Annotated in this window: 11 protein-coding genes; 9 read left to right on the forward strand and 2 right to left on the reverse strand. The window is 73.3% G+C overall.

Annotation, left to right across the window (positions count from 1 at the left end; translation table 11 throughout):
• The 4 genes from JK364_RS05985 (at position 1) to JK364_RS06000 (ending at position 6,083) form a co-directional block, all read left to right on the forward strand.
• Positions 1–1,170 carry an amidohydrolase family protein gene (locus JK364_RS05985; RefSeq protein ID WP_201848146.1) on the forward strand — a complete coding sequence of 390 codons (1,170 nt, stop codon included), beginning with the start codon at positions 1–3 and terminating at the stop codon, positions 1,168–1,170.
• Between the two features lie 439 nt (positions 1,171–1,609).
• Entirely contained in the window at positions 1,610–2,401 is a 792-nt protein-coding gene (locus tag JK364_RS05990; protein ID WP_201848147.1) for an SDR family NAD(P)-dependent oxidoreductase, read from the forward strand.
• Positions 2,402–2,531: 130 nt separating this feature from the next.
• On the forward strand, positions 2,532–4,934 hold the full coding sequence (locus JK364_RS05995) for a GH92 family glycosyl hydrolase (RefSeq protein ID WP_201848148.1): 2,403 nt from the start codon (positions 2,532–2,534) through the stop codon (positions 4,932–4,934).
• 84 nt (positions 4,935–5,018) lie between these two features.
• A complete protein-coding gene (locus JK364_RS06000; protein ID WP_201848149.1) occupies positions 5,019–6,083 on the forward strand; it encodes a zinc-dependent alcohol dehydrogenase family protein in 1,065 nt (354 codons plus the stop codon).
• A 336-nt stretch (positions 6,084–6,419) separates the two neighbouring features.
• Here JK364_RS06000 and JK364_RS06005 read toward each other — a convergent pair whose 3' ends face one another.
• Complete coding sequence (locus tag JK364_RS06005) at positions 6,420–7,727, reverse strand: CitMHS family transporter (RefSeq protein ID WP_201848150.1); 1,308 nt, start codon at positions 7,725–7,727, stop codon at positions 6,420–6,422.
• A 144-nt stretch (positions 7,728–7,871) separates the two neighbouring features.
• Here JK364_RS06005 and JK364_RS06010 point away from each other — a divergent pair, with 144 nt between their 5' ends.
• The 5 genes from JK364_RS06010 to JK364_RS06030 all read left to right on the forward strand — a co-directional run bounded on the left by JK364_RS06010 (position 7,872) and on the right by JK364_RS06030 (position 11,782).
• The gene (locus tag JK364_RS06010) at positions 7,872–8,813 is read left to right on the forward strand and encodes a LysR family transcriptional regulator (protein WP_201848151.1); all 942 of its coding nucleotides are present in this window, start codon (positions 7,872–7,874) and stop codon (positions 8,811–8,813) included.
• 118 nt (positions 8,814–8,931) lie between these two features.
• The gene (locus tag JK364_RS06015) at positions 8,932–10,146 is read left to right on the forward strand and encodes a CaiB/BaiF CoA transferase family protein (protein ID WP_201848152.1); all 1,215 of its coding nucleotides are present in this window, start codon (positions 8,932–8,934) and stop codon (positions 10,144–10,146) included.
• Positions 10,136–11,101 carry an HpcH/HpaI aldolase/citrate lyase family protein gene (locus JK364_RS06020; RefSeq protein ID WP_201848153.1) on the forward strand — a complete coding sequence of 322 codons (966 nt, stop codon included), beginning with the start codon at positions 10,136–10,138 and terminating at the stop codon, positions 11,099–11,101. The genes JK364_RS06015 and JK364_RS06020 overlap by 11 nt, the downstream gene beginning before the upstream one ends.
• A gap of 69 nt (positions 11,102–11,170) precedes the next feature.
• Positions 11,171–11,566 carry a nuclear transport factor 2 family protein gene (locus JK364_RS06025; RefSeq protein WP_201848155.1) on the forward strand — a complete coding sequence of 132 codons (396 nt, stop codon included), beginning with the start codon at positions 11,171–11,173 and terminating at the stop codon, positions 11,564–11,566.
• A gap of 12 nt (positions 11,567–11,578) precedes the next feature.
• Entirely contained in the window at positions 11,579–11,782 is a 204-nt protein-coding gene (locus JK364_RS06030) for a dihydrofolate reductase family protein (RefSeq protein WP_201848157.1), read from the forward strand.
• 161 nt (positions 11,783–11,943) lie between these two features.
• On the opposite strand, the gene JK364_RS06035 is transcribed toward JK364_RS06030, so the two are convergent.
• Positions 11,944–13,263: a serine hydrolase domain-containing protein gene (locus tag JK364_RS06035; RefSeq protein WP_307841165.1), complete on the reverse strand. Its 1,320-nt coding sequence runs from the start codon at positions 13,261–13,263 to the stop codon at positions 11,944–11,946.
• Between the last annotated feature and the right edge of the window lie 51 nt (positions 13,264–13,314).

Genomic DNA, 13,314 nt, shown 5'->3' on the forward strand with positions numbered 1-13,314 from the left:
ATGGAGGCCGCCGAGCAGACGGATCCGACCGAGCCGCCGCTGCCGCCCCTGGTGGACCACCACTGCCATGGGGTGGCCCGCTCCGAGCTGGGCCCGGCCGAGTTCGAGGCGCTCCTGACCGAATCCGACGCGCCCGCCGCGCTCGGCACCACCTTCTTCGACAGCCAGCTGGGGTTCGCGGTGCGCCGCTGGTGTCCGCCGCTGCTGGACCTCGAACCGCACTGCCCGCCCGCCCCCTACCTCGCCCGGCGGCGCGAGCTGGGCGCGCGGGAGGTGACCCGGCGGCTGCTGGGCGCCGCCGGGATCAGCGAGTTCCTGGTGGACACCGGGCTGCCGGGCAATCTGACCACCCCTCAGGAGCTGGCCCTCGCGGCGGGCGGCACCGCCCATGAGATCGTCCGTCTCGAGCAGCTGGCGGAGCGGATCGCGGACACCTCGCTGACCGCCGACGACTTCCTGACGGGGATGGCGGACGGGATCCGGGAGGCGGCCCGTACGGCAGCCGGTTTCAAATCGGTGGCCGCCTACCGCTACGGCCTGGACTTCGAGCCCGACCCACCGGGCCCCGGCGCCGTCCACACCGCCGCCGAACACTGGCTGGCCCGGCGCGCCCAGGGCGGCACCGCCGCCGCCCGGGTCACCGACCCCGTGCTGCTGCGCCATCTGCTGTGGTCGGCGGCGTACACCGGGCTGCCGCTGCAACTGCACACCGGGTTCGGCGATCCCGATCTGCGGCTGGATCGCTGCGATCCGCTCGCCCTCACCGACTTCATCCGCGCCGTGCGCCCCACGGGCTGCACGCTGATCCTGCTGCACGGCTATCCGTACCACCGCGGCGCCGCCTATCTGGCCGCCGTCTTCCCGCATGTGTACGCCGATGTGGGGCTGGCCCTGTCGCACACCGGGGCGCGGGCCGGGGCGGTGCTCGCCGAGATGCTGGAACTCGCCCCGTTCGGCAAGGTGCTCTTCTCGACCGACGCCTACGGTCTGCCCGAACTGTATGTGGTGGGGGCGCGGCTCTTCCGGGAGGCGCTGACCGGGCTGCTGACCCACTGGGTGGCGGAGGGCGCCTGGTCCCGCCGCGACGCCCGCCGGGTGGCCGCGCTGCTGGGCGCGGACAACGCCCGCCGCGTCTACGGCCTGGGCACCCCGGCCCCCCGCGACGGGTAACCACCCAGGCGCCTGCGGCTCACCTGAGCGGCCTGCCCGCCCTTGCCCCCCGGAGAGCAACGGGCCGCCGCCCCGCGCGGGTACGGGGTCAGATGCCCACTCCCCCGGCCCCGCCCTGCGCCCCGACCGACCAGACCGCTACGGTTCGGGCCCCGAAGGGGCGCGGGGCTGTGTCGATATGCGGCTCCGCCGCGCGGGCGCGACCAGCCACGACGGTGCCGCAGTCGGCCGACGACGCATCGCGACACTTTCCGCGGAGCGCTTAGCCGTGCTCGCCCGGAGGAAACGGCCCAGAGAACGGCGGCCGATGCGAGACGCGGAGGCCGCCCAGCCCCTGGGCGCCGCGTGCGTACGTGGCGGACCGGGGCCCATGCCATGCGCGGAGCGCATACGCAGTACCGTGCCCAGAACGTACTCGACCGTAACCGGAGGAGATCGCATGCGGATCGCCGGCACGACCGTCCTGCTCACCGGGGCCACCGGCGGCATCGGCCAGACACTGGCCCGCGCCTTCGCGGCCAAGGGCGCGAAGCTGCTGCTCACCGGGCGCCGTGAGGAGGTGCTGCGGCCGCTGGCCGAGCGGCTGGGCGGCCGGGCGATCGTCGCCGATCTGGCCGAACGGTCCGATGTGGAGCGGCTCGTCGAGGAGGCGGCGAACGCCCGAATCCTCATCGCCAACGCCGCGCTGCCCGCCAGCGGCCCGGTCCTGGACTACCGGCCCGAGGAGCTGGACCGCGCCCTCGATGTCAATCTGCGCGCGCCGATGCTGCTGTCCCGGCTGATGGCGCCGCGCATGGTGGAGGCGGGCTCCGGCCACCTGGTGATGATCGGCTCACTGTCGGGCCGTACGGCCTCCCCCGGCGCGGCGCTCTACAACGCGGCCAAGTTCGGGCTGCGCGGCTTCACCCTCGGGCTGCGGCAGGACCTGCACGGCACGGGGGTCGGGGTCTCGCTGGTGCAGCCCGGATTCGTGGGCGACGCCGGGATGTTCGCCGACGCGGGGTCGTCCCTCCCCACCGGGGTCCGTACGGTCTCCTCCCGGCGGGTGGCGGCCGCGACGATCCGGGCGATCGAGCGGAACCGGGCCGAGGTGAACGTGGCCCCGCTGGAGCTGCGCCTGGGCAGCGCCATCGGCGGACTGTTCCCGACCATCGCCGAGCGGGCCCAGCGGGGCGCCGGAGCCGGCGAGACGTCCCGTCAGCTCGCCGACGGGCAGCGCGACAAGCGATAGCGCCTCGCGCGCCATGGCCCCGTGCGCGCTCACAAAGACCCGCTCGCGCACGGGTCATTGACACCGCCCAGCCCCCGTGCCAAAGTTTCGCGACCCTGGTCGACAACGTTGTCAGACGGAGGTGCGTCCCATGCGGTCGCTGATCGGTGGAATCCGTGCGCGCGCTGCGGGCACGGTCGCGGGCGTGATGACGGCGGCGCTGCTGGGCGGCGGTCTGCTGGGGCCGCCGGGCGCCGCGGCCGCCGCGGCCGCGTCCCCTCCGGCCGACCCCACCTCGCTGGTCCATCCGTTCGTGGGCACCGAGAACTTCGGCAACACCTTCCCCGGGGCGAGCGCCCCGTTCGGCATGGTCCAGGTCAGCCCGGACACCGGCGGCCAGGGCGGCTACGACTACGACCAGAACGCCATCCACGGCTTCAGCCAGACCCATCTGTCCGGGGTCGGCTGCGGGGTGGCGGGCGAGCTGCCCATCATGCCGACGACCGGCGCGGTCAGCGACGTCGACCCGGACCACTACCGCTCCACCTACAGCCATGACGACGAGGAGGCCACCCCGGGCTACTACCGGGTGGGCCTGAAGTCCTACGGCATCGACGCCGAACTGACCGCCACCCAGCGCACCGGCTGGCAGCGCTACACCTTCCCGGCCACCGGCGCCGCCAATGTGCTGTTCAATACCGGCAAGGCCAATCAGAAGGTCTTCGGCTCCGAGATCCGCGTGGTCGGCGACCGGACCGTCGAGGGCCGGGTGGAGGCCGGGAACTTCTGCGCCGGGAAGGACCGGCACACCGTCTACTTCACCGCCACCTTCGACCGCCCCTTCGCCTCCTACGGCACTTGGCGCGGCACCACCCCCGCCCCCGGCTCCCGCGAGGCGGCCGGAGAGGGCGGCAACGGCGCCTGGGCCACCTTCGACGCGGCCCAGGACCGGGATGTCGTGGTCAAGGTCGGGCTGTCGTACACCGGCCCCGAGGGTGCCCGGAAGAACCTCGCGGCCGAGACCGGGGATTCGTACGACTTCGACGCCACCCGCGCCGCGCTGCACGACACCTGGCGGAAGAAGCTCGACGCGATCCGGGTCGGCGGCGGTACCGAGGAGCGGCAGCGCGCCTTCTACACCGCGCTGTACCACGCCCAGCTGCACCCCAACGTGGCGGGCGACGTGGACGGCCGCTACACCGGCTTCGACGGCGCGACCCACACCGCCTCCGGCTACACCCCGTACCAGAACTTCTCGCTGTGGGACACCTACCGGCCGCAGAACCAGCTGCTGGAGATGGTGGAGCCGGGGGTGGCCCGCGATGTGGCGCTGTCGGTCGTCGCCATCGGCCGGGACGGCGGCTGGCTGCCGCGCTGGGCGCTGGCCAACAGCGAGACCAACATCATGACGGGCGACCCGGTGACCCCCTTCCTCGTCGAGGCGTGGTCCAAGGGCCTGCTGGCCGGGCACGAGGACGAGGCGTACGCGCTGCTGAAGAAGAACGCCACCAGCACCCCGCCCGCCGACTCCCCCTACAACGGCCGCTCCGGAGTGGACTATTACCGCGAGCTGGGCTACGTCCCCTCGGGGCTGAAGCTCGGCACCGACTGCGCCGACAAGGGCGGCGACAACGACTGCGTCCACCCGGCCTCGGCCACCCTGGAGTACTCGGCCGCGGACGCCGCGCTCGCCCTGATGGCGCGCGGGCTCGGACACCGCGCCGACGCCCGGATGTTCGCCGAGCGCGGCCAGACGTACCGCACGCTGTGGGACGCCTCGATCGGGCAGTTCCGGCCGCGCACGGCCGACGGCGCGTGGGTGACCCCGTACGACCCGGTGGAGGCGGGCCGGCAGTTCCACGAGGGCGGCGCCTACCAGTACCAGTGGCTGGTGCCGCAGGACCCGGCCGGGCTCGTGGGGCTGATGGGCGGCCGGAGCGCGACCGAGAAGCGGCTGGACGACTTCTTCGCCTACGGCAAGCTGCTCACCGATCCGGCGGGCACCGCCCGCAATGACTGGATCTCCGCCCCGTACGACTACTACGGCAAGCCCACCTACAACCCAAACAACGAGCCCGATCTGCACGCCCCGTACATGTATCTGTGGGCGGGCGCGCCCGCGAAGGCGGCGACCGTGGTGCGGGCGGCGATGACCCTGTTCACCACCGGGCCGGACGGGATGACCGGCAATGACGACCTCGGCACCATGTCGGCCTGGTACGTCTTCTCCTCGCTGGGCCTGTACCCGACGATGAGCGGCGGGGACTTCCTCGCCCTGTCCAGCCCGCAGTTCTCCTCGGCCGTGGTCCGTATCGGGCGCTACGGCACCCGGCAGGGCGGCACGCTCACGGTCACCGCGCCGGGCGCGAGCGACGCCAAGCGATATGTCCGGAGTGTGTCGCTGAACGGCCGGAACGTGGCGCGGACTTGGCTGGACTGGGACCAGGTGGCCCATGGCGGGAAGCTGGCCCACCGGCTGTCCACCGAGCCGTCGTCCTGGGGCACCGGCCGGGGCGCGGAACCGCCGTCGGTGGGCGCCGCCCGCAAGGGCTGATACCGGCCGGTTGTGGTGTAGGTTCTATGGCCCGCCTGGACACACGGGCCATGGGGGAAGTGGTCGAGCGAGGGAGCGGTGTCCATGCGTGCTGTGGTGTTCGACGAGTTCGGGCGCCGGCCCGACGTCCGGAGCGTCGAGGACCCCGCTCCCTCCCCGCGCGGCGCGGTGATCCGCGTCGAGGCCACCGGACTGTGCCGCAGCGACTGGCACGGCTGGATGGGGCACGACCCGGACATCCGGCTGCCGCACGTCCCCGGCCATGAGCTGGCGGGGGTGATAGAGGAGATCGGCCCCGACGTCCTCAACTGGCGCCCGGGGCAGCGGGTCACCGTGCCGTTCGTATGCGCCTGCGGGCGCTGTGCCGCCTGTGCGGAGGGCGCCCAGCAGGTGTGCGAGCGGCAGACCCAGCCGGGGTTCACCCACTGGGGCTCGTTCGCCGAGTACGTGGCGATCGAGAACGCCGATGTGAACCTGGTCGGGATACGCAACGAGCTCTCGTTCACCACCGCCGCCGGTCTGGGCTGCCGCTTCGCGACCGCCTTCCGCGCCGTCGTCGCCCAGGGCCGGGTGGCCCCGGGCGAGTGGGTCGCGGTGCACGGCTGCGGTGGGGTGGGGCTCTCCGCGGTGATGATCGCCGCCGCGGCCGGGGCCCGGGTGGTGGCGGTGGACATCTCGCCGCAGGCGCTCGCCCTCGCCTCCCGGTTCGGCGCGGCGGTGTGCGTGGACGTGGCGTCCACCCTGGGCTCGGTGGCGGAGGCGGTCGCGGACGCGACGGGCGGCGGCGCCCATGTCTCGCTCGACGCGCTGGGCTCCCCGCGGACCTGCGCGGCGTCCATCAAGAGCCTGCGCCGCCACGGCCGCCATGTCCAGGTCGGGCTGCTGCCCCCGGCCGCCGGGACCCCGATGATCCCGATGGACCGGGTCATCGCCCTGGAGCTGCGGCTGCTGGGCAGCCATGGCATGGCCGCCCATGACTACGGCCCGATGATGGCGATGGTCGAGGCCGGTTCGCTGCGGCCGGATCTGCTGGTCACCGATGTGATCGGGCTGGACGCGGTCCCGGAGGCGCTGTCCACGATGGCCTCCGGGGGCAGGGGCGGGGTCACGGTCATCGAACCGCACCGCCCGCCCCTGGCCGGGAGCTGACGGGCGGCCGTGGCCGGGAGCTGACGGGCCGCCTCGCGGGGGCCGTCGCGGCGAGGCCACCTCGCCGGGAGCGCCTGGGCGGGGCCGCCTGGCGGGGAGCGCCTGGCCAAGGCCGCCTCGCGGGGGACACCTGGCCGGGGACACCTGGCCGGGAACGCCTGGCCGCGAACGCCTGGCCAAGGCCGCCTCGCCGGGGCCGCCTCGCCGAGGCCGCCTCGCCGGGGGCACCTGGGCGGGGCCCGCCTGGCCGGGGCCGCCTGTCCAGGGGCCTGGCCGGGGCCGCCTGTCCGGGGCCGCCTGGCCGGGGCCACCTCGCCGAGGCCGTCGCCGCGAGGGTCAGAGCGGCACGGCGCCCGTCGCCAGAGCCGCGGCGGTCATCACCAGCGTCGTCCCGAACGCCCAGCGGAAGATGAAGCGCTGGTGCTCCCCGAGCTGTACGCCGCTCATGCTGAGGAGGATGAAGGTCGCGGCGGTGAGCGGGCTCAACGGGAAGCCGGTGGTCATCTGGCCGAGGACGGCCGCGCGGGCGATCTCCGCGTGATCGGTGCCGAAGGCGTCGGCGGTCCCGGCGAGCACCGGCAGCACCCCGAAGTAGTAGGCGTCCGGGGTGAGGACGAGGCTCAGCGGCATGCTGGTGACGGCCACGAGCACCGGCAGATGGCCGCCGAGCCCGTCGGGGATGATGTCGACCAGCGCCTCGGCCATCTTCCCGATCATCCCGGTGCCGCCGAGGATGCCGGTGAACACCCCGGCCGCGAAGATCATGGTGATGACGAGCACCACGCTCCGGCCGTGCTTCTCCAGCAGTTCCTGCTGGTCCTCCCAGCGGGGGTGGTTGACCAGCAGCGCGAGGACGAAGGCGAAGACGAAGAGCACGGGCAGCGGCATGGCCTCCAGCACCAGGCAGACCAGCAGGGCCACGGTGAGCAGCAGATTGAAGACGGTGAGCGCGAGACCGGGGCGGGCGGCGACCCGGGGTGTGCCGGGGCCGTCCCCGGCCGCCATCTCGGCCCGTGGCGCGGGCTCGAGCGCGCCGAGCCGCCGCCGCTCACGGCGTCCGATGAGATACGCGGCGAGCAGCACCCAGGCGATACCGGCGGCGAGGGCGGGCAGCAGTGGCGTGATGATGTCGGAGGTGTCGATCTTCAGGGCCGCGGCGGCGCGGGCCGTCGGCCCGCCCCACGGGATCATGTTCATCACGCCCGCGCCCAGGCCGACCACCCCGGCGAGCACCAGCCGGCTCATCCCGAGCCGCTGATAGACGGGGAGCAGCGCGGAGATGGTGATGAGGAAGGTGGAGGCGCCGTCGCCGTCGAGCCCGACGCACAGGGTCAGAACGGCGGTGCCGACCGTGATCCGTACCGGGTCGTTCCTGGTGGCGCGGAGAATGCCGCGGATCAGCGGTTCGAAGAGGCCCGCGTCGATCATCAGGCTGAAGTAGAGCACCGCGAAGGCGATCATGATGCCGGTCGGGGCGACCTTGGACAGCCCGTCGAGCGCCATCGGGCCCAAGTCGTCGCCGTATCCGCCGATGACCGCGGTGGCCACGGGCGTGAGGACGAGGGCCACCAGCACCGAGACCCGTTTGGTCATGGTGAGCAGCAGGAAGCCGCCGATCGTGCAGAACCCCAGTGCTGCCAGCATGGCCGCTCGCTTCCTCGTCCGGTCGGGTGCTGCCGAAGAGTTTCCGAGCGGGGAAAGATCCGCGTCCAGCATCGAACACAGATCTATCCATGCGTTTCGCGCAACAGTTCCCCTGCCCGGCCGCCGCGCCTACGCTCACGGACCATGGACGTCACCCTGCGCCAGCTGACCGCGTACGCGGCGGTCGCGCGTGCCGTGAGCTTCACCGCGGCCGCCGCCGAACTGCATGTGTCCCAGTCGTCGCTGAGCCGTGCGGTCGCCGATCTGGAACGGACGCTGGGGATGCGGCTGCTGGAACGGGACACCCGCAATGTGCGGCTCACCCCGGCGGGCGCCGAGGCGCTGCGGATCGCCGACCAGATCCTCTCCGCGCACCGCGCGGGCCTGGCCCAGCTGGGGCGCTACGGCGCCGGTGAGCGCGGTGCGGTGGCCCTGGCGACCCTGCCCTCGGTCGCGGCCGTGCTGCTGCCGCCGGTGATCTCCGCCTTCCGCGCACGGCGCCCGGAGATGACCGTACGGCTGCTGGACGGGCTGGAGCGCTCGGTGCTGGACCGGGTGGTCGACGGGGACGCCGACTTCGCCGTCAGCACGGTGGCCCGGCGCGCCCGGGGCATCACGCTGCGGCCGCTGGTGCGGGACCGCTTCGACGCGGTGCTCCCGGAGCACCATCCGCTGGCCGAGCGGGCGGAGGTGACCTGGGAGGAACTGGGCCGGGAACCGTTCCTCGCGGTGGGCACCGACTCCAGCGTGCGCCGGATGACCGACGCGGCCTTCGCCCAGGCCGGGATGGAGGCCAACCCGGCGGCCGAGGCGTCGAACGTGGCCACGGTGGGCGGTCTGGTGGCGGCCGGGCTCGGCGTCTCCGCGCTGCCCGCCCTGGTCCATCCGCTGGTGGGGCCGGGCCGGCTGGTGCGGCGCCCGCTGGTGGGGCCGGTGGTGGAGCGCCGGCTGTACGTCGTCCTGCCGACGCGCCGCACGCTTCCGCCGGGGGCGCGCCGCTTTCTGGAGCAGCTGGAGGAGTTCCGCTCCGCGGCGGACGCCTTGCCCGCGGGGGTGGAGTGGGAGGAGGCGGGCGAGGACCGGTGAGGGCGCCGGGGGCACAGCGGCGGGATCGACCGCCGGGCGGCGATCCTTGCGAGATCCGCATGAATTGATCCCCCTTCATTGCTGGACGCGCATACCCCCCGCCCCGCAGCCTGGCCGCATGGAGGACCAGACCAGCACAGGGCAGGGACAGCTCACAGGGCTGAGGGTGGTGGAGTTCGCCCATGTCGTGGCGGGCCCCCTCGCCGGGGGGATGCTCGCCGACCAGGGCGCGGACGTCGTCCACGTGGAGCCGCCGGGCTCCGGTGACGCGGCGCGGGCGATGGGCCCGCGGCGCGACGGCGTACCGCTGTGGTTCAAGGTGGCAGGCCGCAACAAGCGCTCAGTGACCCTGGATCTGCACCACGAGGAGGGCCGGGAGGTCGCCCGGGAGCTGATCGCCTGGGCCGATGTGGTGATCGTGACGCTCCGGGCGGGTCGGCTGCGCGCCTGGGGCCTGGACTGGCAGGCCGTCCACGCGCTCAACCCCACCGCGATCCTGTTGCAGATCTCCGGTTTCGGCGCCACTTCCTCGCGGGCCGACGCCCCCGGTTTCGGGAAGATGGGCGAGGCCCGCAGCGGGGTGGTCCATCTGACCGGCTTCCCCGACGGCCCGCCCGTGCACACCGGCTTCTCGCACGGCGACGCGGTCACCGGGCTGATGGGCGCGTTCGCGGTCCTGGCCGCGCTGCACCGCCGTGACACCGATCCGGATTCGTTCGACGGCGAGTGGATCGACCTGGCGCTGTTCGAGCCGCTGTACCGCCTGGTGGAGTGGCAGATCATCGCGTACGACCAGCTCGGTACGGCCCCCGAGCGGGCGGGCAACCAGCTGGCCGTCGCCCCGGCCGCCGTCATCAACACCTACCGCAGCGCCGACGGCGACTGGCTCACCGTCACCTCCGCCACCAACCGGTCGGTGCGCAATGTGGTGCGGCTGCTGGGCCTGCCCGACGAGGAGTTCGCCACCGTGGAGCAGCAGCACGCGGGGCGCGAGCGGCTCGACGCGGAACTGCGGGAGTGGGTGACGGCGCGCCCGGCGGCCGAATGCCTCGCGGCGTTCGAGCGGGCCGAGGTGGTGGCCTCGCGGGTGTTCACCGCCGCCGATATCGTCGCCGACCCGGTCTACGCCGAACGCGAGGACATCATCACGGTGGACGACCCCGACCTGGGCCCGGTGCGGATGCAGGCGGTGATCCCGCGCTTCCACCGCTCCCCCGGCGCGGTGTGGCGCACCGGTCCCGCACTCGGCGCGGACAACGCGCTGGTCTACGGGGACTGGCTGGGCATCGACGACGGACGGCTGGCGAAGCTGGAGGCCGAGGGTGTCATCTGACGGCGTGCCGGGCGCGCCCGGCGTGACCGCGCACCGCGTCCCCCTGCGCTCCCTGCTGTTCGTGCCCGGCAGCCGCACCGGCTGGCTGCCCAAGGCGGAGGCGGCGGGCGCCGACGCGGCCATCCTCGACCTGGAGGACGCCGTCCCGGAGGACGGCAAGACGGCGGCGCGGGAGGCCGCGGCCGCGGCCGTCGACCGGGCGGCCGGGACGCCCCCCGGTCCGATGCGGCTGCTCGTACGGATCAACGCGCTGGACCGCGCGGCGGGCTGGCAGGGCGCCGACGAGCTGCGGGCGGTCGCCCGACCCGGGCTCTACGGCATCGTGCTGCCCAAGGTGAGCGGCCCCGAGGACGTGACCACCGCCGACCGGCTGCTGGCCTGGTGCGAGCGCGAACACGGTCTGCCCGAGGGCCATTTCGCCCTGCTGCCGCTGCTGGAGACGGCACGCGGGCTGCGCGAGGCGTACGCCATCGGCCGGGCCGCCGCCCGGATCGCCCACCTGGGCGCGGTGGCCGCCCCGGGCGGAGATGTGGAACGGGCGGTCGGCTACCGCTGGAGCCCCGAGGGCGAGGAGACCCGCGAGCTACGGGCCCGGGTGCTGCTCGACGCCCGCGCCGCGGACCGCCCCCACCCGGTGGCCGGACTGTGGGCGGACGTGGCGGACCTCGCGGGGCTACGGCGCTTCGCGGAGCGGAACCGTGCGCTGGGGTATGAGGGGATGGCCGTGATCCACCCGTCGCATGTGCCGGTGGTCAACGAGGTGTTCTCGCCGGACACGGAGGAACTGGCCCGCTGCCGGCGGCTGATCGCGGCGGTGGAGCGGGCGCAGGCGGAGGGGGCCGGGGCGGTGCGCTTCGAGGGGCGGATGGTGGACGAGGCGATGGCGGCGACGGCCCGCCAGACCCTGGCCCGCCAGGGTCTGGCGGGCCAGTCCGACCGCGACGCCCTCGATTGACAAACGGAACTTCGTTCCGTATAAGTGAATCGGAGGATGACTCCGATTACTTTTCAAGGGGTGGGGGCATTGACTGACAGCCCGAGCGCGGTGTTCGAGAAGCTGCTGGCCGGCATGGTCAGCCGCGACTTCGACAATCTCCGGCGGCTCTACGCGCCGGACATCGTGTTGGAGCACCCGTTCGCGGTGCCGGAGCCGACCGTGACCCGCGGTCAGGAGGGCCTGCGGCGCCTTCTGGACGGAATGCGGGAGTGGTTCGAGATGACCGCGAAGAACGTGGTCATCCACGAGACCGCCGACCCCGAGGTCATCGTGGCCGAATGGGACTATGAGACGCGCGTGCCCGGCACCGACAAGCCGCTCACCACGGCCAACGTGATCGTGATGCGCGTTCGCGACGGCCGGATCGTCGAGTCCCGTGACTACCACAACCACGCGGCCCTCGCCCGGATCATCAGCGGCTGAGCGCCCGAGCCGATGAGTCGCAGCGGCGCGTTGATCCAGTCACTTTCCCCGCCGGGCCTCATCGACGAATATCTGCTCTGCGTCCACCCGCTCGTCCTGGGCGCCGGGCGCCGCCTGTTCGCCGACGGCTTCGGTCCCATCGCGTTCGGTCTCGCCGACGCGACCCCGACGGCCACCGGCGTCGTCATCGCCACCTATCGGCCTCTCGGGGGGTAGCACACGGGTCCTCCGGGTCAGGAGCACGGCGAGGGACCGTGCGGTGATCACCACGGTGGAGGCCAGGGCGGCCGCGGCCGACCAGATGACGAGGGCGGGCCAGATGTAGACGAGCTGGGCCAGGGTTCCCTCACGGTTCATGAACAGGCCGATGATGTCGGTCAGTTGGGTGAACAAGACGATCGGGACGGCGCAGGGCAGCATGCGCAGACCCACTCGCCACAGCGGCCGGTCCGCGGTGCGCCGCGCCCAGCGGGTGCCCGAACGGCCCCGAGCACGCCCAGCGCGATCGCCAGCAGGGTCAGCGCCGCGAGGACGTAGTCGGCCTTCATCGTGAACGGAGTGCGCACCGCCGGCGGCTTGCCCTGGGCCAGGTCGACCAGGCCGTCGAGCATGACGGCGGCGTCGTCCCCGGAGATCATGCCGGTGTTGGCCACGATCGCGATGCCGGTCCGGCTGTCGGGCAGCAGCGTCTGGATGGCGTTGTGGGTCAGGAGTTCCCCGGTGTGCCGGATCTGCCGGGGCTCCTCCCCGGACGGGCTCAGGGACCAGCCCATCGCGTACTCGCGGCCCTTCGGCGGGGTGTGCATGACGTCGACGCTCCGCGCGGAGACGACGCGCCGCCCCGCCGCGGACACGCCCTGGTTGTTCTGGGCGATCAGCCACTGGGAGAGGTCGTCGGCCGTGGTGACGACGCCGTGGCCGCCGGCCGCGAACCAGCGGGGGTGGGAGCGCGGGAACAGCATGCCGTAGGCGCGGACGTAGCCCCGGGCGTGATCGGGCATGTCATCGGTGGTGCCGACCGACTTGGTGTGGGTCATGCCCAGGGGCCGGAACACCTGGGTGGCCAGGTAGTCCGCGAAGGGCCGCCCGCTGACGACCTCGACCAGCCGTGCGGCGACGAAGTAGTTGGGGTTGTGGTAGTTCCACTCGGTGCCCGGCCGCGCGGCGAGCCGGGCACCGCGCATGTCCGCGACCGCCTCGGTGAGTGTGTGTGCCTGGGGCCGGGTGAGGTCGGGGTAGGCGGAGTCGGCCATGCCCGATGTCTGGTTCAGCAGCTGCCGTACGGTGATCTTCTCGGCCCGCCGGTCGGCCATCGTGAACTCGGGCAGATAGCGATGGGCGGGCTGGTCCAGGTCGACTCGGCCTTCCTCGACCAGGCGCATGACGGCCATGGCGGTCATGGACTTGGAGAGCGAGGCCACGGGCACCGGTGTCCGCGCGGTCATGGCCTTCCCGGCCGCGGTGTGCCCGTATCCGGCCGCGTGCACGACCTGGTCGCCCCTGGTGACCGCCACCACGGCGCCCGGCAGGTCGGTCCGTTCCATATAGGCGTTGACGTAGGCGTCGATCGAGGCGGCGTTCAGGGTGGGGTGGGTTGGGGTGGTGGCGTGGGCGGTCGCCGGGCGGCCCAACGCCGTCGAGGCGATGAGCAGGGCAACCGCCAGGCGGAAGAGACGTCTGTATCCACGGATCGGCATGGCGCTCATCCCACCGGGGCGGGGCGGGCGGCGCATTGGTGTACGTACGAG

The organism is Streptomyces endocoffeicus (genome assembly GCF_016741935.1).
GTDB lineage: Bacteria > Actinomycetota > Actinomycetes > Streptomycetales > Streptomycetaceae > Streptomyces > Streptomyces endocoffeicus.

Coding starts and splice junctions, on each gene's coding strand:
- JK364_RS05990 (WP_201848147.1), top strand. CDS start 1,610: ATGCGGATCGCCGGCACGACCGTCCTGCTCACCGGGGCCACCGGCGGC.
- JK364_RS06030 (WP_201848157.1), top strand. CDS start 11,579: ATGAGTCGCAGCGGCGCGTTGATCCAGTCACTTTCCCCGCCGGGCCTC.
- JK364_RS06035 (WP_307841165.1), bottom strand. CDS start 13,263: ATGCCGATCCGTGGATACAGACGTCTCTTCCGCCTGGCGGTTGCCCTG.
- JK364_RS05985 (WP_201848146.1), top strand. CDS start 1: ATGGAGGCCGCCGAGCAGACGGATCCGACCGAGCCGCCGCTGCCGCCC.
- JK364_RS06010 (WP_201848151.1), top strand. CDS start 7,872: ATGGACGTCACCCTGCGCCAGCTGACCGCGTACGCGGCGGTCGCGCGT.
- JK364_RS05995 (WP_201848148.1), top strand. CDS start 2,532: ATGCGGTCGCTGATCGGTGGAATCCGTGCGCGCGCTGCGGGCACGGTC.
- JK364_RS06015 (WP_201848152.1), top strand. CDS start 8,932: ATGGAGGACCAGACCAGCACAGGGCAGGGACAGCTCACAGGGCTGAGG.
- JK364_RS06005 (WP_201848150.1), bottom strand. CDS start 7,727: ATGCTGGCAGCACTGGGGTTCTGCACGATCGGCGGCTTCCTGCTGCTC.
- JK364_RS06000 (WP_201848149.1), top strand. CDS start 5,019: ATGCGTGCTGTGGTGTTCGACGAGTTCGGGCGCCGGCCCGACGTCCGG.